18 protein-coding genes are annotated in these 22530 nt (G+C 63.8%); 9 read left to right on the top strand and 9 right to left on the bottom strand.

Annotated features, from left to right (window positions below; translation table 11 throughout):
• Window positions 1–76: 76 nt before the first annotated feature.
• The 3 genes from RR42_RS16480 to RR42_RS16490 all read right to left on the bottom strand — a co-directional run bounded on the left by RR42_RS16480 (window position 77) and on the right by RR42_RS16490 (window position 5665).
• Entirely contained in the window at window positions 77–3028 is a 2952-nt protein-coding gene (locus tag RR42_RS16480; RefSeq protein WP_043349028.1) for an EAL domain-containing protein, read from the bottom strand.
• On the bottom strand, window positions 3025–4260 hold the full coding sequence (locus RR42_RS16485) for an extracellular solute-binding protein (RefSeq protein WP_043352254.1): 1236 nt from the start codon (window positions 4258–4260) through the stop codon (window positions 3025–3027). Before RR42_RS16485 ends, RR42_RS16480 begins: the two co-directional genes overlap by 4 nt.
• A gap of 472 nt (window positions 4261–4732) precedes the next feature.
• Window positions 4733–5665 carry a LysR substrate-binding domain-containing protein gene (locus RR42_RS16490; RefSeq protein WP_043349032.1) on the bottom strand — a complete coding sequence of 311 codons (933 nt, stop codon included), beginning with the start codon at window positions 5663–5665 and terminating at the stop codon, window positions 4733–4735.
• 152 nt (window positions 5666–5817) lie between these two features.
• Between RR42_RS16490 and RR42_RS16495 the strand changes: the two genes are divergently transcribed.
• Window positions 5818–6639: an aminotransferase class IV family protein gene (locus RR42_RS16495; RefSeq protein WP_043349035.1), complete on the top strand. Its 822-nt coding sequence runs from the start codon at window positions 5818–5820 to the stop codon at window positions 6637–6639.
• A 255-nt stretch (window positions 6640–6894) separates the two neighbouring features.
• Here the strand turns inward: RR42_RS16495 and RR42_RS16500 are convergent, their stop codons facing one another.
• From RR42_RS16500 to RR42_RS16510, 3 genes are all read right to left on the bottom strand, one after another.
• Window positions 6895–7917 (bottom strand): class I fructose-bisphosphate aldolase, encoded by a 1023-nt coding sequence (locus RR42_RS16500; RefSeq protein WP_043349038.1) that lies wholly within the window; start codon window positions 7915–7917, stop codon window positions 6895–6897.
• 162 nt (window positions 7918–8079) lie between these two features.
• A complete protein-coding gene (locus tag RR42_RS16505) occupies window positions 8080–9777 on the bottom strand; it encodes an adenylate/guanylate cyclase domain-containing protein (protein WP_063778447.1) in 1698 nt (565 codons plus the stop codon).
• 200 nt (window positions 9778–9977) lie between these two features.
• Window positions 9978–10196 carry a hypothetical protein gene (locus RR42_RS16510; protein ID WP_043349044.1) on the bottom strand — a complete coding sequence of 73 codons (219 nt, stop codon included), beginning with the start codon at window positions 10194–10196 and terminating at the stop codon, window positions 9978–9980.
• 403 nt (window positions 10197–10599) lie between these two features.
• On the opposite strand from RR42_RS16510, the gene RR42_RS16515 reads away from it, so the two are divergent.
• The 6 genes from RR42_RS16515 (at window position 10600) to RR42_RS16540 (ending at window position 16342) form a co-directional block, all read left to right on the top strand.
• Window positions 10600–10944, top strand: coding sequence for a DUF4148 domain-containing protein (locus RR42_RS16515; protein ID WP_052494668.1), 345 nt, complete (start codon window positions 10600–10602; stop codon window positions 10942–10944).
• A 164-nt stretch (window positions 10945–11108) separates the two neighbouring features.
• Window positions 11109–11648, top strand: coding sequence for a sigma-70 family RNA polymerase sigma factor (locus RR42_RS16520; protein ID WP_043349047.1), 540 nt, complete (start codon window positions 11109–11111; stop codon window positions 11646–11648).
• On the top strand, window positions 11648–12433 hold the full coding sequence (locus tag RR42_RS16525) for an anti-sigma factor family protein (protein WP_043349050.1): 786 nt from the start codon (window positions 11648–11650) through the stop codon (window positions 12431–12433). The genes RR42_RS16520 and RR42_RS16525 overlap by 1 nt, the downstream gene beginning before the upstream one ends.
• 126 nt (window positions 12434–12559) lie before the next feature.
• Window positions 12560–13504, top strand: a complete 945-nt coding sequence (locus RR42_RS16530; protein WP_043349054.1) for a metallophosphoesterase family protein — start codon at window positions 12560–12562, stop codon at window positions 13502–13504.
• Window positions 13505–13540: 36 nt separating this feature from the next.
• Window positions 13541–13888 (top strand): cupredoxin domain-containing protein, encoded by a 348-nt coding sequence (locus RR42_RS16535; protein ID WP_043349057.1) that lies wholly within the window; start codon window positions 13541–13543, stop codon window positions 13886–13888.
• 264 nt (window positions 13889–14152) lie between these two features.
• Window positions 14153–16342, top strand: coding sequence for a penicillin-binding protein 1A (locus tag RR42_RS16540; protein ID WP_043349061.1), 2190 nt, complete (start codon window positions 14153–14155; stop codon window positions 16340–16342).
• Window positions 16343–16369: 27 nt separating this feature from the next.
• Here RR42_RS16540 and RR42_RS16545 read toward each other — a convergent pair whose 3' ends face one another.
• Window positions 16370–16834 (bottom strand): aminoacyl-tRNA deacylase, encoded by a 465-nt coding sequence (locus RR42_RS16545; RefSeq protein WP_043349065.1) that lies wholly within the window; start codon window positions 16832–16834, stop codon window positions 16370–16372.
• Between the two features lie 283 nt (window positions 16835–17117).
• On the opposite strand from RR42_RS16545, the gene katG reads away from it, so the two are divergent.
• A complete protein-coding gene (katG, locus tag RR42_RS16550; RefSeq protein WP_043349068.1) occupies window positions 17118–19319 on the top strand; it encodes a catalase/peroxidase HPI in 2202 nt (733 codons plus the stop codon).
• Window positions 19320–19485: 166 nt separating this feature from the next.
• Window positions 19486–20100 carry an isochorismatase family cysteine hydrolase gene (locus tag RR42_RS16555; protein WP_043349072.1) on the top strand — a complete coding sequence of 205 codons (615 nt, stop codon included), beginning with the start codon at window positions 19486–19488 and terminating at the stop codon, window positions 20098–20100.
• 211 nt (window positions 20101–20311) lie between these two features.
• Here RR42_RS16555 and RR42_RS16560 read toward each other — a convergent pair whose 3' ends face one another.
• Both RR42_RS16560 and RR42_RS16565 read right to left on the bottom strand, forming a co-directional pair.
• Window positions 20312–21523, bottom strand: a complete 1212-nt coding sequence (locus RR42_RS16560) for a CaiB/BaiF CoA transferase family protein (RefSeq protein ID WP_043349075.1) — start codon at window positions 21521–21523, stop codon at window positions 20312–20314.
• Window positions 21520–22524 carry a Bug family tripartite tricarboxylate transporter substrate binding protein gene (locus RR42_RS16565; protein ID WP_043349078.1) on the bottom strand — a complete coding sequence of 335 codons (1005 nt, stop codon included), beginning with the start codon at window positions 22522–22524 and terminating at the stop codon, window positions 21520–21522. Before RR42_RS16565 ends, RR42_RS16560 begins: the two co-directional genes overlap by 4 nt.
• Window positions 22525–22530: the final 6 nt, after the last annotated feature.

Here is a 22530-nt window from a genome sequence, read left to right on the forward strand (position 1 = left end):
CTGCCGGGCTGCCGCAATGCCGCCATGCCGCCATGCCGCCATGCCGGGATGGGCATGGCGATGAAGACTGCCGGGCCTATGCGGAGCAGATCATCGCGCCGGCCTGGCTACCCGGCCTTTGCCCGATATCCGGCCATACCAAGCCCTCGAACTGATCAGGCGGAACCGGCTGGGAATACAAATAGCCCTGGGCAAAATCACAACCCACGGCGACGAGAAAATCGCGTTGCTCTGTCGTCTCCACGCCCTCGGCAATGACCTTCAAACCCAGTTTGTGAGCCAGCATGACCATGGCTTCGCAAAGCGCCTGATTGTCGCCGTCTGAGCCGAGGTTCTGCACGAATGAGCGGTCGATCTTGAGGTAATCGATGTCAAAGCGCTTGAGATAGGCCAGGGACGAGTAACCGGTGCCGAAGTCGTCGATCGAGACGCCGATTCCCGCATCGCGGAAGGTCAGCAGCTTCTTGTTCAGTTCAGCGTCCAGCAGCAGGCCCTCGGTGATTTCAACCACCATGCTCTGCCCCGGCATCCCTTCGCGCATGAGATAGTCGGACCATTGCGCACAAACCTGGCTGTCTTGCCGAATCCGCATCGGCGACATGTTGACGCTGATCTGGAAAAACGGATGGAAGCGGCCGCGCCATTGACGGGCCTGATGCACGGCCTGCTTGAACACCCAATCCCCGATTGGCACGATGAGCCCTGTGTCTTCGGCCAGGGGAATGAAGTCCAGCGGACTGATCGTGCCGCGCTCGGGGTGCAACCAGCGGATCAGTGCCTCGGCCTTGCGGATTTCCCCGGTGGCCAGGTCCACGATGGGTTGGTAGTAGACCTTGAACTGTCCGCCAGGCAGGGCGGCACGCAGATCGCTTGTGAGGCGCAGGCGTTTTTCTGCCGCTACGCGCAAGTCGGGCGTGAAGTAGCAAAAGCGGTTGCGCCCGGCGTTCTTGGCCGCATACATGGCCTGGTCGGCATTCTTGAAAAGGACGTCCAGTTCGCTGGTGTCGTCGGGGTAAAGCGTGACGCCGACGCTGGCGGAAATAAAAGCCTCGTCCGCGCCGAGCGCGAAGGGCTCGGCCAGCTTGTGGATGATGGCCTTGGCGATGCGTTCAATGCTTTTGGTATCGCCCGTGTTGGGCAGAATGACGGTGAACTCGTCACCGCCCAGGCGCGCGACGATGTCCGATTCGCGCACGCACGAAATGATGCGCCTGGCCGCCTCGATCAGCAGGATGTCGCCTGTGTCGTGTCCCAAGGAGTCATTGACCTCCTTGAAACGATCCAGGTCGATCAGCATCAAGGCCATATGCTGCCGGGAGCGATGCGCGATGCCGGCTTCGTGCTCGAGTCGGCTGTGAAACATCTGGCGATTCGGAAGATGGGTTAGCGCATCGAAATTGGCCTGCTTCCAGATGGTCGCCTCGAACGCCATCCGGTCCGATAGATCGCGGCCCACGGCCAGCACCGAGTTCACCTTGCCCGAGCGGTCAATCTCCGGCGTCAGGCGGATATGGGTGCAATGTTCCTGCCCATCCCTGCTAAGCCATCTCAGCTCCATTTGCCCGCTTTTCCCGCTTGCAATGGTTTCGGCGATCTTCTCCTCGTAGATCAGCGCATTGGCGCCGCCGGGGATTTCCGAGGGCCGCTTGCCGAGCGATTCGGCAAGGCTGCACCCTGCCGAGTTGCAGAAGGCCGGATTGGCGTAAGTGCGGCGCAGGTCTCGGTCGTAGCGGGTAATGGTGTCCGGCGAGTTCTCGATCAACGTTCGCGACTCCTGCTCCCTGGTGACGAGTTCCGCGGTGCGCTCGTCGACGGTCTGCTCCAGGGAGGCGTTGATTTCGTTGATCTTCTGGATCTTTTGCTTGATGGCCCCACTCATTCTTTCGAAACACTGCGCGAGCCAGTCCAGTTCGTCCTTGCCGCCGGCATCGGTGCGCGCCAGCGCCTGTGCCTCGGCGCCCGCATCGTTGCCGGTGTCGTGCATCTTTCGCACCAGCTCTTTGAGTGGTGCCGAAATGCTGTGGGAGATGAAATAGGCCAGGAAGATCGAGAGCAGGAAACCCGAGATGCCAACCAGTACGATCTGATTGCGCACGGACTGTGCCTCCGCCATCAGCTTCTTCTCAGGGATGGTGCTGACCACGATCCATGTCGTGCCGGGAATTCCCGTGTACGCGGCCAGGTAGCGCCCCTCGCGCTGGCCCTCGAAGTCGACGAACCCACTGGGCTCCCCGTTTAGCGTGTTGTTCGCGATTTTTCTGATCAGGTCAGGCTCGGCCGTCCCGTCGGTGTTCGTGGATATGCCGTCGGTGCGGACAACCAGCTTGTTGCTGCTGGCATCGAGCACATAGATCTGCGTTCCGCTCCCCAAGGCGACGTCATTGAACATGGTCGAGAAATAGTCGGGGCGAATGACCAGGACCAGGTTGCCGATCTGCCGATTGTTGCTCTTGCCAATGATGGCGCGCACCATCCCCAGGTTTTGCTGTCCGGCGCCGTTGTCGTAACTGCCCCAGTAAGCCCGGCCGTTGCGCTCGGGAGCCTGCTTGACCAGGCGCATGACACCCCGCGTCAGCTGCGCGAACACCTGGGTGTCCATGATCCGGTTGTTCTTGTCGAGCAGATACTTCTGGTTGATGAAGTCAGCCGATCCGTAGTGCTGCAGCAGCAGCCGGGTCATATCCTGGCGCGCCTCGTTCTGCTCCTTTGCGCTGCCGTTGACCACGTTTGTCAGCGCATTTTGAACGCGATCGGACAGGACAAGAAGGCTGCTTTCCGTCTCGACCTGCTCCATGCGCAGCGAGATGTTCTTGGAGACCTGCTTGACCATCTCCTTGGAGAAGATCTGCGCCTTCTCCTTGATCGCGGCGGTGGATTCCACATACGAGATGTAGCCCGAAATCAGTATCGGTATCAGCGACAGCAGGCTGAACGCGGTCATCAGCCGGTAGCGGATTTCGACACGGCGCAGCAGGTCCAGCGAGAGATAGGCGAAGGCGCTTCGCAGCGAACCTGTGATTGAGCTCATTTGTAGTGCATCTTTGCTTCATTCTTGACCGACGCGTCGAGGCGTCTGGCTGCCTGTGCGGGCGTAATCGTCCCGGTCAGCACGTCCTGCATCAATCGATGAAGCTGCTCGATCGAGTTGGAAGGCAGAACCGAATAGTAGGGGCTGGCGGTCACCGGATAGCGGCTGACCATGTTTGTGTAGTCGATCATTCTCTGATCGCTCGCAAGCGTTCCCGCGCCTTGCTTGAATGGGGGGATGTTCTGGCGTTTTCTCTGGAGAATGGAGAACCCCTTGCCGGCAATGAATTCGAGAAAACGCATGGCTGCGGCCTTGTGGGGCGTGTCGCACACCGCAAACCCGGTTTCGCTGCCGATCACAGGCACCACACGCTTGCCGGGCGCGTTCCAGGGCGGAATGAACACGCCAACCTCGAACGGATTGCCGTGCAGCAAATGGCCAGCCGCCCAACTGCCGTGAAAAGCCATCGCGACCTTGCCATCCTTGAACAGCCGTATGCCCTCATCGTAATCCGTCGCCATGAAGGCGTCTTGCACGTAGCCGCGTTGCGGCATCAGCGCAATACTGGCGAAGATATCGGCTACCTCGGGCGTGTTCAGGTCCAGCGTGCCATCGCCGATCTTCTGCTTCCAGGCTGGCTCGCGCGCCACCACGTTGTTGGCAAAGCCAAAGCTGAAGGGGCCGTTGCCGAGCATGTTCGGGAAGCCGCCGCTCCACATGATGGGTGTGAAGCCCGCAAGCTTGAGCTGCTCGCAAACCATCAGGAACTCGTGGAAATTGGTTGGCAGTTCCTTGATCCCAGCCCTCGCGAACAGTGCCTTGTTGTAGTAGATCAGCGTTGTCGCCACGCCGCCGGATATGCCAAATCGCCTGGATTGGCGACTGGTCCAGTCCCCCTTGAGCGGGCTGAGCATGTTGTTCCATGCCGATGTGGTGCTCACGTCTGCCAGGATGCCCTGATCGGCCAATTCAGCCGCATAGGCGTTCGGGTTGACACTCACCAGATCCGGCAAGTTGCCAGAGGCGATCCGGGGCTTGATGTTCTCCTCGACCGAATTGCCGATCATGAACTGCACATCCACGCGGACATCTGGATTGAGCTTGCTGAATTCGGCAGCAATCTGGAGCATCTCCTCTGGCCAGTCTGGCGCCCATATCAACGCGGTGATGGAAGTCCTGGCGGGCACGGCGGCGCCTGGCGAAGCGTTGTCTTGCTGCTGGCAACCGGACAAGAACAATAAAAGAAGGCTGACCAGGCCCGTTAGCAGGGAGGCAAACCCGATGCGTCGCGCCTGGTGATTCACTTTGCGGATTCGGGATGGATTAGCCGCGCTTCGGCAGGCACTTTTGCCGTGCCGTGAAGCGAACCGTTGGCGCTTGCATCGCGAAAGAACCGATGGCGCGGCATGGTGGCGTCCGGGCTGCGATAGCTACGCGTGAATGCGCAGCCAACCCGCATCGGGCAACGCTTACGACGGCTGGAATGCGTAGGTTTGGCCATGACAGCAGATCGGGCGAATTGAGGGGGGGCAGTGCCTACACTGCATATCGACAACGAGTGCAAATACTTTACCGGGGCAAACCCGAATCTCCCCGCCATGACCAGTCGCTGCCGGCATCGCCGGCGTCAGCATCATAGCCGATTGACCGCCGCTGACCGGTGTGCTCCCACCGTCTCTTTCAGCGAGGCTGGGCGGCAAAATCCTATCCTTTAACAGGGTGCGTCGTGTGCGCCGTCTCATGGCGCATCCATTGGCTGAACGCAAGGATGCGAGGATCCTGGCTGCTTCGCGCCGGATAGACGAGATGATAGGCATACGCCGGCGCGATGCTCACGCCAATCTCGAATAGCCGCACCAGGCGGCCCTGGGCCAGGTCATTGGCAATCATGGGCAGTTCCACGAGGCCAATGGCAGCGCCGTCGATCACGGCCTGCACGACATGGCTCGAATCGGCAAAGGCGACGCATCGGCTGTCGTCGAAATCGTCAATGCCGGCGGCGGCCATCCACATGCGCCAGTCGGGCCAGGCCATGCCGTCCACCGGGCAGTCGACATAGCACAGCGTGTGGCCAAGCAAGTCCCGCGGTGTTTGCAGCCGGGTACCGGCTTCGCGCAGTTTCGGGCTGCAGATCGGGACGACAACCGTGTCGAACAACCGGTCCGAGCACGTGTCTTCGTAGTGCCCCGCGCCAAAGCGGATCGCGATATCCACGTCGTCCGCGTCGAAGTCCCGTACCTGATCGGAAATATCGAATGTGAGTTCGAGCGTCGGGTTGGCGGCCCTGAACCGCGCAAGCCGTGGCAGCAGCCAGTTGGTGGCGAACATCGCGCCTAGCGAGATGCGCAGATGCGCCGGGCCCCGCGCCATTCTCCGGGCCCGGCTGGTGGCCCGCTGCAAGGTGTCGAGCGCGTCGGCGGCCGCCTCGAACAGGACGGCGCCGGCTGGCGTGAGCTGGATGCTGCGGCTGGTGCGCGCGAACAGCACGATGCCCAGCTGGCCCTCGATCTCCTTGATCTGGTAGCTGACGGCCGCTGGCGTCAACCCCACCTCCTGCGCCGCGCGCGTGAAGTTCAAGTGCCGCCCGGCTGCCTCGAAGGTCCTCAGTGCGCGTGTGCCCGGCAGCATTCGCTTCATCGATCTTCAAGCCATTTTTAATGATCCGGCAAGAAATACTCGTTTCTCAAAGCGCGGTCAATAGCAGATAGTTGCGGCCAACCCTGCACATGCAGGCGGGACGCGGCTTTCGCCAAGCCCATTGCATGCCACTACCGGAGTCACAGCGACCCATGTCAGCTAGCCAGTCTTCCTTTATCGTTCACCGCAACGGCCTGCCGGCAACGCTCGCCGGGTTGGCACCCCTTGCCTTTGCGGGCTACGCGCATTTCACCGCGATGCAGGTGCGCGGGGGCCGGGCCCGTGGGCTGGACCTCCATCTCGAGCGGCTCAGGGTTGCCTCGATGGCGTTGTTCGGCCGCGCCTTGCCCGACGATCAGGTGCGTGCCTATCTGCGCGCGGCGCTGGCATGCGCGCCGGCGGACGTCTCGCTGGTGGCCACCGTGTACTCGCCGGCGGGTGAGTTCACCGTGGCCGGTGCGGATGTCGAGCCTGAAATGCTGGTGCGTACCGGGCCGCCCGCGTCCGGCCCACAGGGGCCGTTGGGGTTGGCCGCTGTCCCTCACGAGCGGGTGCTCCCCGCCCTGAAACACGTTGGCGAAGTGGCCAAGACGTATTTCCTCCGCCAGTCCGTGGGCAAAGGCTTCGACGATGCCGCTTTCGTCGATGCTCGGGGGCGGCTTAGCGAGGGGACCATCTGGAACCTGGTCTTTTGGGACGCAGACGCGGAAACGGTGGTGTGGCCCGAGGCCGAGATGCTGGCAGGCACGACCATGGGTATCGTCCGCCGGCAACTGGATCGCCTCGGTGTGCGTCAGCGCGTCCAGCCGGTGGCGCTTGCGGACCTGCCTGGCCTGGGCGGGGCAGCGGTGATGAACTCCTGGACGCCGGGGGTGGCGGTGAACCGGATCGGTTCCGCGCCCATGCCTGCGGCGCCGAGCTTCGTGGCACTGCTTCACCGGGCTTATCAGATGGAGGAACCCGTCTCGCCGTGAGCGCAGGCGGCGGTGGCGTTGCACGTGCTGGCCATCGCACTGTATGCGCTGAACAGCCTGGACAGCCTGCACCCAGGTCATTGACCCCGCCAAGGCGAGGCCGCAGAGCCACATGAGGGGCCGCCGAGATGCTGAAACACGCATTGGATTGCCTCCTGTCCGGCGTGGCGCCGCGCGTCCGAGCGCTACGCCGCTTCCTGCAGGAGCGCTGCCTCAAAGCTTGAGCGCCCTGCCCTGGCCGCGCCTGCCGAATGCTCAGCCCGCAGCGGTCTCCAGCGCCGCTTCATATTGTCCCAGGCTGGCCAGGCCATTGAGCCGTGAGCGCTGCAGCAGGGCCCGTTGCGCTTGCGCCGCGTTGGCGGCCTCGCCGCGCCAGGCCAGCAGGGGCGGCTCCTGCAAGGCGCGCCCGTAGGAGAACGACAGCCGCCAGGGCAACGGGGCGAGCCGGTTCATGGCATCGAGATTGGCGGTGGCCTCAATGGGCGTTTGGCCGCCGGACAGGAAGAAGATGCCCGGCACCGCCGCGGGCACCGTGCGCTTGAGCACCTGCACGGTCTGCATGGCAACCTCGGCCGGCGCCGCGTGCCCGGCGTCCTTGCCGGGGAGCACCATGCTGGGTTTCAGCAGCATGTGTTCGAGCACTACCGCATGCCGGTGCAAGGCGTGAAAGACGTCATGCAGCACCGCCTCGGTGACCTCGGCGCAACGCGCCATGGCGTGCGCGCCATCCATCAGCACCTCAGGCTCGACGATAGGCACCACGCCCATCTCCTGGCAGATCGCGGCATAGCGCGCCAGCGCCTGCGCATTGGCCTGGATGGCAAGCCGGCTGGGCAGTTCGCCGGACACGTTGTACACCGCGCGCCACTTGGCGAAGCGTGCGCCTTGCTGGCGATAGGCGGCAAGCCGCTTGGCCAGCCCGTCGAGGCCCTCGGTGATCTCGTCGCCGGGAGCGTGGGCGAGCGCGAGCTTGCCCTTGTCCACCTTGATGCCGGGCACAATGCCATGGCGCGCGGCGAGCGCTGGCAGCGGCGTGCCATCGTCGGCGCACTGGCCCAGCGTTTCCTCGTACAGGATCACGCCGCTGATGCATTCACCAAGACCTGGTGTCGACAGGAGCAGGTTGCGCCACGCCCGGCGGCTCTCCTCGCTCGATGCCACGCCGATGCGTTCGAACCGCTTGGCGATCGTCGCCCCGCTCTCGTCGGCGGCCAGCAGTCCTTTGCCTGCTTGAACCAGGGCATCCACGGTGGCTTGCAGTTCGCTTCGTGTGTCCATGATGCGGCTCCGTGAATGTGGTATGGGAACAAGCATTGACGCATAAGCGCGATCGCGCAAGCGACCCGGGGCGCGTGGCCAGCGCTGATGGTGGCCGACCGAACACTTCGCGCAGCTTGCCCTTGGCCTGCTGGACACTAGAGCGCGGCGCGCAGGGCGTAGTCAGGCCCGAGGCATCTGCGCCGCCTTGGTCAGCACGCAAACGGGCACCGGGTCATCGCGGCCTCGCAGGTGTGCGGCAAGCTGCGGCAGGCCTGCGGCCGAAACGCCGGCTTGCTGGAAGACCTGTTCCGAGACGATCGCCTCGCAAGCCATCTCCTTTGTCAACTGCTCGAGTCTCGAGGCCACATTCAACGGGTCACCAATTGCCGTAAACGTAACGTGGTCGCGGAAACCAATCTCGCCCATGACGGCCCGGCCGCAATGCAATCCGATGCCAAAGCGGATTGGCGTGTGCAACTGCTGCTTGAGCGCAGCGTTGAGTTCCTCGATATTGGCTGCAACCAGCGGCACTGCGCCAAGCGCCTGGCGGCAGGCCTCGGCCGGCTCGCAGCGCAAGCCAAAGATGGCGAGCACCGCATCTCCCAGGAACTGGTTTGGCAGACCGCCCGCCTGAACCACCGCGGCGCAGACCGCACTGAGGAAGCGGCTGACCATGAACAGGCTGTCGTACGGCAATTGTGCCGCCGCAAGCTTTGTGGAATCCCGCATATCCACGAACATGAATGCCGCGAACCGCTCTTGCGGCATGACGTCCCGCTGGCGCCGCTGCAGGAAGGCTGCCGATGCGGCCGGCGGCACCAGTGGCCACACGCGCAGATCATGGGTCGGCCGCAACTGGCAGGCGAGGCGCACTGTCCGCGAATCCGCTCCCAGCCGCTCCAGAACGCGCCGCTCCGCCTCCGCCGGCGCGGGCAGCGGCACGGCACTGAGCACACGCACCCGGCACAGCGTGCATCGGGCACGGCCACCGCAGGTGCTGGCATGGGGCACCCCGGCCATGCGGCTAGCCTCCAGCACCGAGAATCCGAGCGGCGCGAATACCTTTCGCCCGTCCGGATACTGAACGCAGAGCCGCCCGGCCCGGCGCTCCCGCACCGTGCGCACCAGCCGCGCTGCGAGCACCAGCAGCAGCGCACCACCATCGAAGAGCAAAAAGTCGTTGCGCAACTCGGCGAGCCAGAGGTTTTGCAGCCCCGTTCCGATGATCGTGGTCCGGGTCGCCGCGGCGCGCCAGACGGGATCCTGCGCGAGCGCGATCACTTCCCGTCCGCCCTGCAAGAAGCCGAGCAGCGCGAGCACCGGGACCAGCACGGCGACGCTCAGCAGCACGCTGCGCCACGCCCCGAACCATGGTTTCAAGCGCAACCAGAACCAGATGCCGTAACACCCATGCAGCCAGGCCACCACCAATAGCATCAGCTGCACGCGGCCGAAAAACGGTGAATCGATCCAGAACGCGTACAGCAACTGTGCGTAACTTTTGTTCAGGCCGAACTCGGCAAAGGCGACCCGTGTATTCACGACATGGTTGACTAGCAGCGGCGGTATGCACAAGCCGAGGACGAGTTGCGCTACCTCACCCGGGGTCCAGTGCAACGAGCGCCGTTCGTACAGAGCCCACAGACCCAGGAAGAAATGCGCCACCAGCGCGCTGTACAACAGGGCCGTTCCAAGCCATCCCTGCCAGATGAACTTCTGCACGAGCAGGCCACGCTCCAGCCAGGCCAGCGAGATATTCCCCAGCGAGTGGTTCAGGAGGTGCGTGCCCACATAGGTAAACAGCACCAGTCCGGTAGTCAGACGGACCGATCGCACACCCGCCGGCCGCCACCTTTGAAGATAGGGAACGCGTGACATGCTCTGCCCTCCACGGCTCTCGATGCGCCAGCGCTTGCCACCAGGCGCCTGCACTGCCGAGCGCACGCTGGGTTGGCATCACTGCCAATCGGTAGTGTGCAGCCGCCTGAGGGCCTTGGCAATTTCCGGGCTCTGGCGCGATACGGGCGGGCCGCGGCCCCGCCCTTTCCATTCAAGCCGCCCGTGGATCTGGCAGCGTCTTAGCTGTGCGCGCCGTCGGTGAACGGATCGCGCCGATCCGTGATTCTTGCGCCGTCGGAATACACGTCGAACTTGCCGGCTTTCGCGCCATCCGTGTAGGGATCGCGCGGCCCGACGATATGGGTGCTGCTGTCAGAAGTCGGGGGGGTGCTGGACGACTGCGCCAGGGCAGCGAAGGAAGTCAATGCCGCGACAGTGGCCGAAATCAGGATTTTCATGACGAGCTCCAAATACAGTAGGGATAGCTTCCAAAGCGCGTCTCCGTGAAGGCTACGCCTGGGCACGTAACGCGCTTCCGGTTTCCGGGGGTATCGATCCATCCCGAGAACTGGTTCGCCGTGCATTTGTAGAACCGCGCAGCCACCCGTTTTATTCCCGCACAGGCTATGGATGCGGCCAGCGGCCAAGGGAAATGCCTGCGCCCGGGTTCATGTTCCTTTGTCCTCTTGCCGCTGATGCCGCTGATGTCGCTGATGTCGCTGAAGTCGCGGATGCGTTTTTCCTGCGAAGGAAATTGGGGAATAAGCAGACCGGTCCCGCGGTTTACCCGTGCAGAGCGTCTTGCTGCGCAGTCGTGTCGACCGCGGGCATGGCTCGCTCGCACAACCAAGGAGTACTGCCATGAAATCGAATTCACTGAACCGGCCTTTCGTGTTGCCCATGCGCGGCTCGCTCATCGTGAGCGCCGCGTTGATGGCAACTTCCGTTAGTGTCTATGCGCAAATGCCGCCGGCACCGGCCACGCATCCAATCACGCGTGCGCAAGTGCGACATGAACTCGAGGAATTGGAGTCGGTCGGCTACAACCCCTCCCAAGGCGACAATGGTGACTATCCCGCCGACATTCAAGCAGCGGAACAAAGGCTGGAAGCCAAACATCAAGCGCAAAGGAATGCGCTGATGGGTGGAAACCAGGCAGCACAGGCCGGTGACAGCCAGACCGCACAGACGAAGCCCACCCCTTGATTACGGGCGCAGGCGGCACACCGGTCACATGATCGGCGCTTGCCATGCGAAATCCACACGGGATCCATTTCAGGCGGCGGTTCCGGGAATAAAAATGGCATGCCGGCGGTCTTGCTGTTAACGCACTGCCGGGCACGGATTGCGGTTACAGCAGAAACTTCACAATGGCCGATCCAGACACCGCGCAGCGCTTCGAGACGCTTTTATTGCCGCATATGAACTCGGCCTTCAATGTTGCGCGATGGCTCACGCACAACGACCAGGATGCCCAGGACGTGGTGCAGGAGGCGTACCTGCGCGCGTTCCGGTTCTTTGGCGGATTCCACGGCGAGGATGCCCGTGCATGGCTGTTGAGCATTGTGCGCAACACCTTCTACACCTGGCATCAGCAAAACCGGGGGCATGCAGCCCAAACCATGATGTTCGAAGAAGACATGGATAGCCTTGAGACGAGTGTCGCCGACCATGACGACAGTCCTGAAGCGATGCTGATACGCAGCCAGAACCAGAAGCGGGTGCACAAGGCGCTGCGGGGCTTGCGGCTGGAATACCGGGAGGTTGTCGTGCTGCGGGAGCTGGAGGATTTGTCGTACAAGGAAATCGCCGCCATCGTGGGCATCCCGATCGGCACGGTGATGTCTCGCCTGGGCCGAGGCCGCCAGCAACTCGCGGCGCTGCTAGCCCCGACGGATCAGGAGGCGTGATGGATCACAAGCAAGCGTTTGAATTGCTGCCGGGCTATCTCGACCAGGAGTTGAGCCTGTCCGAAGCGCTCGAGTTCGAGCGCCATCTTGCTGACTGCGAGCAGTGCCGACAGGTCTATGCACAACACCGCCTGGTGAGTGCGCAACTGCGCCAGGCGGATTTGCGCGTGGCGGCGCCGCAGGCACTGGTGAAACGCATCAAGGCTGCGCTGCCGGCGCGCCGCCCGCTCTGGCAGCGGCTGGGTGAGCGATTCGGTCAGTGGCGTGGCGGTGGGTCGCTGGCTTGGGCGCCGGCTGGCGCGATGCTGATGAGCGTGGTCGCGTTGACCTGGAGCGTGGGGCTGTACCTCTCCGTGCCGTCGAGCGAGACGCGCCTGACCCAGGAACTCGTGGATAACCATATTCGCTCGCTGCAGGTCAATCACCTCTCCGATGTGATTTCAACCGACCGGCATACGGTCAAGCCGTGGTTTGACGGCAAGCTGGACTTTGCGCCGCCCGTGGTCGATCTTGTGCAGCAGGGGTATCCGCTGGTCGGCGGCCGGCTGGATTACCTGAACGGGCGGGCGGTGGCCGTGATGGTCTATCGCTACAAGCTGCACCCGATCAATCTTTATGTGTGGCCGGGCAACGACGCGGGCGCCACGCCTCGCCTATACGCGCAGCAGGGCTATCACCTCGCCCACTGGAGTGCCGCGGGGATGAATTACTGGGCGATTACCGATGCCGGCGAAGCTGAACTCAATGGCTTCATCACGGACCTGCGTGCGCACCCGGCTTCCTAGCCGCCGCAGCGCGGTACACATCGCGGAATAAAACGGATAGCCCGGCGGTTTACCTGGTGAATCCAATCGGGAGGTCCGCCGGATGGTCCGGCGGCCCACCTCTCGAACTTTCCTTGTGAGGGCAATATGTCGTCAGATCTTCCGTCCAACCCGTCGCGCCGCGGCGCATTGAAGTGTCTCGCTTTCGGTGGCGCGGGCACCGTCTTTGTCCTGGCGGGCGGCGTTCTCGCGCCCGTGGAACTGGGCCTTGCCGCCTCCGGGAAAGGCCCGTCATCTGCCGCGGGCGTCCCGCTTTTCCTGCAGATCAGCGACACGCATATTGGCTTCAACAAGGAAGCCAATCCCGACGTCGCGGGCACGCTCAGGCAGACCATTGACTTCGTCAATGCCATGCCGATCAAGCCGGCGCTGACGATCCACACGGGCGACATTACGCATCTATCCAAGGCCGAAGAGTTCGACCGCGCGGCCCAATTGATGTCGGGGTTGAATATCACCGAGTTGCATACCGTGCCCGGCGAGCATGACGTGACCGACGGGCCTGGAACGGAATACTTCAACCGCTTCGGCCAAGCCTCCGGCAACAAGGGCTACTACAGCTTCGACCACAGCGGCGTCCACTTTATCGGCCTGGTCAACGTGATGCATTTCAAGCCAAACGGTTTGGGCGGCCTGGGCGACGACCAACTCGCCTGGCTGAAAGCCGATCTGAAGGGCCGCTCGTCCAGCACGCCGATCGTCGTCTTTGCACACATGCCAATGTGGACGATCTACCAACCATGGGGTTGGGGCACCGGCGACGCGGGCGAGGCGATGCGCTATCTGACGCGCTTCGGCTCGGTCACGGTCTTGAACGGCCATATCCACCAGATCGTGTCGAAGGTGGAGGGCAATATCACCTTCCATACGGCGCGCTCGACGGCCTATCCACAACCGACTGCCGGCAATGGGCCCGGTCCCATGCCGCTGACGGTGCCGGGCGATCAGCTTCCCGGGATGCTTGGCGTGACCAGCATCAAGATCATGCGCCACCCGCTTGCAGCGACACTCGCCGACACCACGCTCGCCTGAATTTCCAGGCACCGCCAACCAACCAGGACCCAGATCATGCTAACAACCATCCTTCGCCGCGCCTTCGTCGTCCCCCTCGGAGCCGGGATACTCATGGCAGCATTGGCTTGCGAGTTCTCCTTCGCGCAAGCGCAGGAGAACCACGTCGTCGTTGTGAAGAATTTCATGTTCTCGCCGATGTCGCTCACGATCAAAGCTGGCTCGACCGTGACCTGGAAGAACCTCGATGGCGAACCGCACACGGTTGTCAACGACGCCGGCCTGTTCCGCTCCAGCGCGCTCGATCAGAACGACACCTACAAGTTCAAGTTCGACAAGCCGGGGGTCTACAAGATCTTCTGCGGCATACATCCAAATATGATGGCGACCATCACCGTCCAGTAGGGGCCGACGAACCCGCCGTCCAGCCTGCGCTCGCCGCCCGCCGAATGGCCGGTGAGCGCAGGCGGCCATCCGGCGCGTTGCGCTCGCGCTTGGCGATCGGCGCTTGCGTGGCCATGGCGAACGTTGTCCACGTGAAACAAATGTAAGCTTATGTAAGTGCCGCGCGCCGCGGCCCTGTTTTGATAACAGAAGCGCCCTTGCGCTTTGCTACCATCGCGCTCTTTCCGCCAGCGCCCCGCCACCGTGATTCGCCGATATGCATCGTTGTTTTGTGAGCATTGCGCACGGTGGCTCGCCCGCGTCCGACCGCTGGCCGCCGCCGGCAGCACCATCACCAGGCTAGTGCTCGACAGCGCGCTGCGCCGCCTGCGCCACCCGACGCGACGCGGCGTCGCGCTGACGCTCGCCGCATTGCCGGCGCTCTTCGTGTTGTACGTGCTTGCGCTCGTGCCGTCTACGCCGGGCATCGGCGACATCCGCAAAGCCCGCGTTGATCGGCCAGCGTGGATCGTGTCGGCCGACGGCAAGCTGCTTGATACGTTCAAACCGGTCAATCGCGAGTGGGTGTCGCTCAGGCAGGTCTCGCCGCACATGGTGGCTGCATTGATCGCGACCGAAGACCGCCGCTTCTACGAGCATCATGGCATCGACTGGAAGCGTACCGCGTCGGCCGCGCTGCATACGTTCTCCGGCGACCGGCAAGGTGGATCGACGATCACGCAGCAGCTCGCGCGCAACTTGTATCCCGACGAAATCGGCCGCGCGCCGACCCTCACGCGCAAGCTCAGGGAAGCGATCACGGCATTCAAGATCGAAGCCGTGTACAGCAAGGATCAGATCCTGGAGACGTACCTGAACACGGTGCCGTTCCTGTACAACGCCTACGGCGTGGAAATGGCCGCGCGCACCTACTTCGGCAAATCGGCCAGTCAGCTCGACATTCTCGACAGCGCGACGCTCGTCGGCATGCTGAAGGCCAACAGCACCTACAACCCTGTGCTCAATCCCGAACGCGCATTGCAGCGGCGAAACACGGTGCTCGGGCAGATGAACAAATACGGGAAGCTCAAGCCCGATGCCTACGCCGCATTGAAGCGACAACCGCTCAACGTCGATTTCGAGTTGCAGACCGCGCAACCGGGCGCCGCGCCGCATTTTTCGGCGCAATTGCGCAAGTGGCTGATCGCGTGGGCTGATCGCAACGGCTACAACATCTATGCCGACGGGCTGGTCGTGCGCACGACCATCGATTCGCGTCTGCAGGCAATGGCGACGCAGGCGTTGGATTGGCAGACGAACCAGTTGCAGTGGATCGCGAACGGCGCATGGAACGAACGCACGGGCTGCTGGCCAGGCAACGACCTGTTCCGCACCTTCATCCGGCAGTCGCCCGACTACCGCGCCGCGCGCGATGCGGGTCAATCGGATGAGGCCGCGCTCAGCAAGCTCGGCGCGAACCCCACGTTCGTGCGCGCGCTCTGCCGGAGCAAGACGCAGATCCAGGCGGGTTTTGTCGCGATCGATCCACGCAACGGCGATATCAAGGCATGGGTCGGCAGCCGCGATTTCCGTGACGAACCGTTCGATCACGTGCAGCAGGCCCGGCGTCAGCCGGGCTCGACGTTCAAGCCGTTCGTCTACGGCGCGGCCTTCGCGGACGGTGCGCGGCCAAGCGACACGATCGTAGACCGCAATGTGGCCATTGCGCTGTCCGGGGATGCGATCTGGCGGCCTACCGACGCGGAACCGCCCACCGGCCGGCCGATGACGCTGCGCGACGCGCTAGTGTATTCGCGCAACCGCGTCACCGCTCAGCTCATGCAAAAGGAACGCCCCGAGAAGGTCGCACGGCTCGCGCGCGCAATGGGGGTGCGCGCGAGTCCGCTCGAAGCGGTGCCGTCGCTCGCGCTCGGCACAAGCCCGGTCACGCTCAAGGAAATGGTCTCGGCGTACAGCACGATCGCGAACCGCGGTGCCTATATCGAACCGCGCATGGTCACGCGCATCGAGGATCACGACGGCAAGGTGCTGGCCGAATTCCCGAGCGCACCGCCGGAACAGGCGCTGCCCGCCGGCGCGGCGCAAACGCTCGTGGACGTGATGCGCGACGTCGTTAGCCGGGGCACCGGCGCGGCGATCCGGGCGCGCTTCGGGATTCGCGCCGACGTGGCCGGCAAGACCGGCACGACGCAGGACAACACGGATAGCTGGTTCATCCTGATGCATCCGCAACTGGTCGCGGGCGCGTGGGTGGGTTTCGACGATGGACGCGTGACGCTCGGTAACTACTGGGGCGAAGGCGCGCACAGCGCCCTACCGATGGTGGGCGCGTTCTACGACATGGCGCTGCGCGCGCGGGTGATCGACCCGGATGCGCGGCTCGGCCCCGAAACCCGGCCTCCTCGCCCGGTCCATGAGCGGCGGCGTCGACACTTCCTCTTCTGGACGTTCTGACGTCGCCGCTGGCGCACGCGCGGCGCCCTACATCATCCGGTGCGCGAAATGCCCGCGCCGGGCTTGCGCCATGAGCGCGGTGAACTGCTCGGTGCTCATGTGCACCAGTTCCTCATGGTCGCCCGCTTCGAAGTAGACATCGGGATGCGCCAGCAGGCTGTCGTCGAGCCAGGTCAGCGTGCCGTACGCCATGCCGACTGGCGGGAGCGCGCCGATGTCGCAATCCCTGAACACTTCTCGCACACCATCCCCATGCGCCAGCGACAGCTTGCGGCCGGTTTGCTCGCAGATATCCAGCAGTTTCAGCTGGTGGCTGGAAGGGATCACCGCTGCCAGGTAGCCTCGGTTGTCCTCCAGCAAGACAGTTCGGGCGCGCCGGTCTGCGGGAACATACGCAGCCTGCGCAGTTGCGGGGCCGCCTGGGCGGCGAACGGTTTCAAACCGGCTCTGCTTCTTGCACAGGCATCTAGCCAGCGTGGTAGCCATGGTCATGATTGCAACCTCCGAGCGCTGATCGCTGCAGTTGCTTACGTATCGGAACTATAGGTCAAGCACCGGGCAACAATCGGTGGAGCTAACCCCGGCACGGTTGCGGGTAAGCAATAGCGATGCGCTATTGAGGCAATTGCAAACCTCTCATTTGGTTGGCGAGCGCTTTCAACTATATTTTGTGTGCGGCAGGCCTGCCGATGCAGGTCCCGAGTGGCAGCATTGACGCGGAACTACTAGAACTCACATTAGAACTCACGTTTGGTACGCCTCCGAAGGAGAGAGCATGTCTAACGAAAAGTGCCCCTTCAACCACGCCGCCGGTGACGGCACCACCAACCGGGACTGGTGGCCGAATCAGTTGCGGCTAGAGTTGCTCAGCCAGCACTCCGACAAGTCCAATCCATTGGACAAAAGCTTTAACTATGCCGAGGCGTTCAAGAGCCTCGACCTCGCTGCAGTCAAGAAGGACCTCGCGGCGCTGATGACTGACTCGCAGGACTGGTGGCCGGCGGACTTCGGCCATTACGGTGGTCTGTTTGTCCGCATGGCCTGGCACAGCGCCGGCACGTACCGTATCGGCGACGGCCGTGGCGGTGGCGGCCGGGGCCAGCAGCGTTTCGCACCGCTCAACAGCTGGCCGGACAATGTCAACCTGGACAAGGCTCGCCGGCTGCTCTGGCCCATCAAGCAGAAATATGGCCAGAAGATTTCCTGGGGCGACCTGATGATCCTCGCCGGTAACGTTGCCCTCGAAACCATGGGCTTCAAGACATTCGGCTTTGGCGGCGGCCGTGAAGACACCTGGGAACCGGACCAGGACGTCTATTGGGGGAATGAAAAGACCTGGCTGGGCGGCGACGTCCGCTACGGCAAGGGCGGCAGCGAGGGGGGGATCACCGACCCCGGCCGCAACCTCGAGAATCCCCTGGGTGCCGTGCAGATGGGCCTGATCTACGTGAACCCGGAAGGCCCCGATGGCAATCCGGACCCACTCGCCGCGGCGTACGACATCCGGGATACGTTCGGCCGCATGGCCATGGACGATGAGGAGACCGTCGCGCTGATTGCCGGCGGCCACACCTTCGGCAAGACGCACGGTGCCGGTCCCGCCGATCACGTAGGCCCCGCGCCCGAAGCCGCCGCCCTTGAAAACCAGGGTCTGGGATGGAAGAGCAGCTTCGGCACAGGCAAGGGCACGGATTCGATCTCCAGCGGCCTGGAAGTCACCTGGACGACCGCGCCGACGAAGTGGGACAGTGGCTTCTTCGAAAACCTGTTCGGCTATGAGTACGAGCTGACCAAGAGCCCTGCAGGCGCCAACCAGTGGGTGGCCAAGAATGCCGGCGAAACGGTTCCGCACGCTTACGATCCGTCGAAGAAGGTCAAGCCGACCATGCTGACCACGGACCTGTCGCTGCGCTTCGACCCCATCTACGAGAAGATCTCGCGGCGCTTCATGGCGAACCCCGAGGAATTCGCCGATGCATTCGCCCGTGCCTGGTTCAAGCTGACCCACCGGGACATGGGACCGCGCGCCCGCTACCTCGGCCCGGAAGTCCCGGCCGAAGAGTTGCTCTGGCAAGACCCCATTCCGGCGCTGGACCATCCGCTGGTCAATGACCAGGACGTGGCGGCGCTCAAGCAGAAGATCCTGGCGTCGGGGCTGTCGGTCTCGGAGCTGGTGAAGACGGCCTGGGCATCGGCATCGACGTTCCGCGGCTCGGACAAGCGCGGCGGCGCCAACGGCGCACGCATTCGCCTGGCGCCGCAGAAGGACTGGGCGGCCAATGAGCCGGATCAGCTGGGCAAGCTGCTGACGACCCTGGAAAGTATCCAGGGCGAGTTCAACGGTGCCCAGTCGGGTGGCAAGAAGATCTCGATGGCCGATCTGATCGTGCTGGCGGGCGGCGCCGGCATCGAGAAGGCAGCGGAGAAGGCCGGGCGGAAGCTGACCGTACCCTTCTCGCCGGGCCGCATGGACGCTTCGCAGGAAAAAACCGACGTGCAATCGGTTGGCGCCCTCGAACCGGCGGCCGATGCCTTTCGCAACTACCTCGACCCGAGGGTTCGCGTTCCGGCGGAAGCGATGATGCTGGACAAGGCGCAGTTGCTGACGCTGACCGCGCCCGAAATGACTGTGTTGATCGGTGGCCTGCGCGTGCTGAACGTCCACACAGGGAAAGATGCGCACGGCGTCTTCACCGACCGCCCGGAAACGCTAACCAACGACTTCTTCCGCAACCTGCTCGACATGGGCGTGGAATGGAAAGCGCTCAGCCAGGATGTGTTCGAGGGACGTGACCGCAAGACGGGGCAGGTCAAATGGACCGGATCGCGCGTGGATCTGGTGTTCGGCTCACACTCTCAGCTCCGGGCCCTGAGCGAGGTCTACGCAAGCGAGGACGGCGCGGATAAGTTCGTCACGGACTTCGTCGCTGCCTGGGTCAAGGTGATGAACCTCGACCGCTTCGATCTGCGCACATAGGCATACATCAGCGTAAAGCAAGGGGAAAGCAAGGGCGCCGGACCACGTTCGGCGCCCTTCCGGGCCGATTGATCGTGGTAGAGTCGATCATCATTCTCTATCGCGCAGCCTTATGCAGCCACCCGTTGAACGTGGGCCCGCCGATTCATCAGACCATCAACAGAGCATGGAAAGCGCCGCCGATGCGCACGATGCGACCATGCGGACTCCGGCGATTGTTCCAGCGATTGCTCCAGCGCATACCGCTCTGGTGGTCATGCATTATCAGACCGACATCCTGGCGTTGTTTCCATCGGCCGCGCCCACTTTGCTCTCCAATACGCGCAAGCTGTGTGACGCCGCGCGGACCAAGGGCGTCAGCGTCTATTTCGCCAAGATCCACTTTGGTCCAGGCTATCCGGAAGTCAGTCCGTTGAACAGGAACGGGCAGGGAATCAAGCAACTTGGTCTTTTCGTCGACGACCAGATCTCGCCGGAACTCGGCCAACAGGCCACTGAACCGCTCATCATCGCGCATCGCGCCAGCGTGTTCTTTGGTACCGACCTGCAGGTGCGGCTTTCCGCGCAGGGCATCGATACCCTGCTCATGGTGGGCATTGCCTCGACCGGTGTAGTGCTGTCGTCGGTCGCGTATGCGAGCGATGCGGACTTCCGTTTATTCACGGTCAAGGATTGCTGCTACGACCCGGATCAGGTCGTGCACGATCATCTTTTCTCAACGGCGTTCGACTCGCGCACAACAGTGCTCTCGCTCGCTGATGCCTTGCGGTTGCTTGCCTAGCATTTGCCGGGATTTCAACGGTTTGGGGAGCACAGCAGTCGCTTCACCGCACGTCGTACGGCTTGCTCAATGGCCGGTTGTGGCTGCGGATTCAACCGGTCTCCGTCGGATGCCCGCCGCCAAAGCGTGGTGGTCTCGGACCTACCCGTTGCCGTCATGCGGATCTCTGCGATGACGGCGTCCGCTATCAAGGACCAGCCGCCATCGCCGGTCAGATTGCGCCCATCCCGCGCAGCGCAGCGAGATCGCGCGGCGTCAGCCCCAGTCCGCCGTAGACCTCCTCGTTATGCTCGCCCACCGCCGGCCCGGTGCGCGGGACGGCGGGGGTGTGTCCCGAGAAGCGCGGCACGGCGCACGGCGCAGGCACGGAGCCGAGTTCCGGGTCGGGCAGGCGCACGATGGCCGCGCGCGCCTGGAAATGCGGATCGCGCACGATGTCTTCGATCGTAAATATCTTGCTGAATGGAATCTCCTGCGCCTCCAGCGCCGCTGCCACCGCGTCGTAGCTGTGCTCGCCGAACCAGGCGACGATGACAGCGTCGAGCGCGTCCAGATTCGCCACGCGCGCCGGGTTGGTCCCGAAGCGCGGATCGTCGGCCAGTTCCGGCCGGCCGATCGCCGCGCACAGGCGTCGGAAGATCGGGTTGGACGACGCGACCATCGACACCCATTCGCCGTCGCGCGTGGCGTACATATTCGATGGCGCGGTGTATGTCGCCCGATTGCCGGCGCGCTTGCGCACCTGCCCAAGCTGCTCGTATTCGACCGCAAGCGGTTCCAGCAGGCGGAAGAGCGCCTCCGTGGCGGACAAGTCGATATCACGGCCCGGTGCGTCAGGCGACAACCGCCGCTCCGCCGCAGCGGTGGCGATGGCAAAGGCGCCGAACAGTCCCGCCACCACGTCGCCGGTCGGGTAGTTCATGTGCAGCGGCGGACCGTCGATCTCACCGGCAAGGTTGGTGAAGCCGCTCATCGCCTCGAACACCCGCGCGAAGCCGGCGCGCGCGGCATAGGGCCCGGTCTGGCCGAATCCCGTCAGGCGCAGCACAATCAGCCGCGGATTGGCCTGGCGCAGCGTGGCGGTGTCAAGACCCCAGCGCTCGAGCGTGCCGGCGCGGAAGTTCTCGACCAGCACGTCGAACTCGGGCAGCAGCCGCAAGAACAGGTCGCGGCCTGCGGGCTTGCGCACGTCGAGCGAAATGCCACGCTTGCCGCGGTTGGCGACTTTCCAGTACAGCGGGATGCCGTCCTTGACCGGGGCCAGCCCGCGCAGCGGGTCGCTCCCGTCAGGCAGTTCGAGTTTGACGACATCGGCACCCATGTCGGCGCAAAGCGTGGAGGCGAGTGGCGCGGCCACGACGGTCGCCATGTCGAGAATGCGCAGGCCGGCGAGCGGCCCGTTCGTGGTCGTGGTCGTGGTCATGCTTCTGCCTTGATGTTGCGCGCCTTGATCAGGGCGGCCCAGCGTGCGGATTCGGACTGCATCAGTGTGTCGAACTGCTTGCCGTCGAGCGCCAGGATCTCGGCGTCGAGTGCGGCGAGCTTGTTGCGCACGTCGGCCGTCGCCATTGCCGACTGCAGCGTCGCGCCAAGGTAGTCGACGATGGGCCGCGGCGTGCCGGAATGTACGGCAAGCCCATACCATGACTGCACCAGCGAATCGGGAAAGCCGGCCTCGGCGATGGTTGGCACATCGGGCAGCGAGCGCGTGCGCTTGACCGCATTGACGGCAAGCGGCCGCAGCTTCTTCGCCTGGATCATCGGCAGTGCGAGGTTCTGCGACAGCAGCGCAAACTGCAACTGCCCGCCGGCAAGATCCGGCACCGACGGTGGCTGGCCCTTGTAGCCGATGTTGGTCACGCGGATGCCGGCGGTTTCGAAGAACAGCTCTTGCGCCAGGTGCAGCGAGCTGCCGCTGCCGGGCACCGGCACGTTGACCTCGCCTGGGCGTGCCTTGGCCCACGCAGCGAACTCCTTTAGCGTCTTCACCGGTACGCTCTCGTGGACCACGAACACCGACGGCACCGCCGCCACCGCGCCGATCGCGCGGAAGTTTTGCACGCGAATGCCGGCGTTGGGATAGAGCGTCTGCGCCACCGCCAGCACTGGCGTCACACCGAGGATCGTGTAGCCATCGGCAGGGGCCCGGATGGCGTACTCGATGGCGATGCGGCCGTCGGCACCCGGGCGGTTCTCCACCACCACGCGCTGCGGCAGGTCGAGCGACATCCGGTCGATCGCCGGGCGCAGCGTTACGTCTACCACGCCGCCGGCCGGGTAAGGCACCACGGCGTGCAGCGGCTTGTCGGGGAAGCCGCTCGGGCCCGGCGGCCTGGCAGCGCGGGCGAGCGCGGGAAACCAGCCGGGTGCCGACAGCATCAGCGCGGTATGAAAGGCGGTCCTGCCGAAAGCGCGACGATTCATGTTGTC

The organism is Cupriavidus basilensis, assembly GCF_000832305.1.
GTDB classification, from domain to species: domain Bacteria; phylum Pseudomonadota; class Gammaproteobacteria; order Burkholderiales; family Burkholderiaceae; genus Cupriavidus; species Cupriavidus basilensis_F.

Bases quoted from the DNA above. Each gene is read 5' to 3' on its own strand.
- RR42_RS16480 (WP_043349028.1), bottom strand. From the start codon at position 3,028: ATGAGCTCAATCACAGGTTCGCTGCGAAGCGCCTTCGCCTATCTCTCG.
- RR42_RS16490 (WP_043349032.1), bottom strand. From the start codon at position 5,665: ATGAAGCGAATGCTGCCGGGCACACGCGCACTGAGGACCTTCGAGGCA.
- RR42_RS16495 (WP_043349035.1), top strand. From the start codon at position 5,818: ATGTCAGCTAGCCAGTCTTCCTTTATCGTTCACCGCAACGGCCTGCCG.
- RR42_RS16500 (WP_043349038.1), bottom strand. From the start codon at position 7,917: ATGGACACACGAAGCGAACTGCAAGCCACCGTGGATGCCCTGGTTCAA.
- RR42_RS16505 (WP_063778447.1), bottom strand. From the start codon at position 9,777: ATGTCACGCGTTCCCTATCTTCAAAGGTGGCGGCCGGCGGGTGTGCGA.
- RR42_RS16510 (WP_043349044.1), bottom strand. From the start codon at position 10,196: ATGAAAATCCTGATTTCGGCCACTGTCGCGGCATTGACTTCCTTCGCT.
- RR42_RS16515 (WP_052494668.1), top strand. From the start codon at position 10,600: ATGAAATCGAATTCACTGAACCGGCCTTTCGTGTTGCCCATGCGCGGC.
- RR42_RS16520 (WP_043349047.1), top strand. From the start codon at position 11,109: ATGGCCGATCCAGACACCGCGCAGCGCTTCGAGACGCTTTTATTGCCG.
- RR42_RS16525 (WP_043349050.1), top strand. From the start codon at position 11,648: ATGGATCACAAGCAAGCGTTTGAATTGCTGCCGGGCTATCTCGACCAG.
- RR42_RS16530 (WP_043349054.1), top strand. From the start codon at position 12,560: ATGTCGTCAGATCTTCCGTCCAACCCGTCGCGCCGCGGCGCATTGAAG.
- RR42_RS16535 (WP_043349057.1), top strand. From the start codon at position 13,541: ATGCTAACAACCATCCTTCGCCGCGCCTTCGTCGTCCCCCTCGGAGCC.
- RR42_RS16545 (WP_043349065.1), bottom strand. From the start codon at position 16,834: ATGACCATGGCTACCACGCTGGCTAGATGCCTGTGCAAGAAGCAGAGC.
- katG (WP_043349068.1), top strand. From the start codon at position 17,118: ATGTCTAACGAAAAGTGCCCCTTCAACCACGCCGCCGGTGACGGCACC.
- RR42_RS16555 (WP_043349072.1), top strand. From the start codon at position 19,486: ATGGAAAGCGCCGCCGATGCGCACGATGCGACCATGCGGACTCCGGCG.
- RR42_RS16560 (WP_043349075.1), bottom strand. From the start codon at position 21,523: ATGACCACGACCACGACCACGAACGGGCCGCTCGCCGGCCTGCGCATT.
- RR42_RS16565 (WP_043349078.1), bottom strand. From the start codon at position 22,524: ATGAATCGTCGCGCTTTCGGCAGGACCGCCTTTCATACCGCGCTGATG.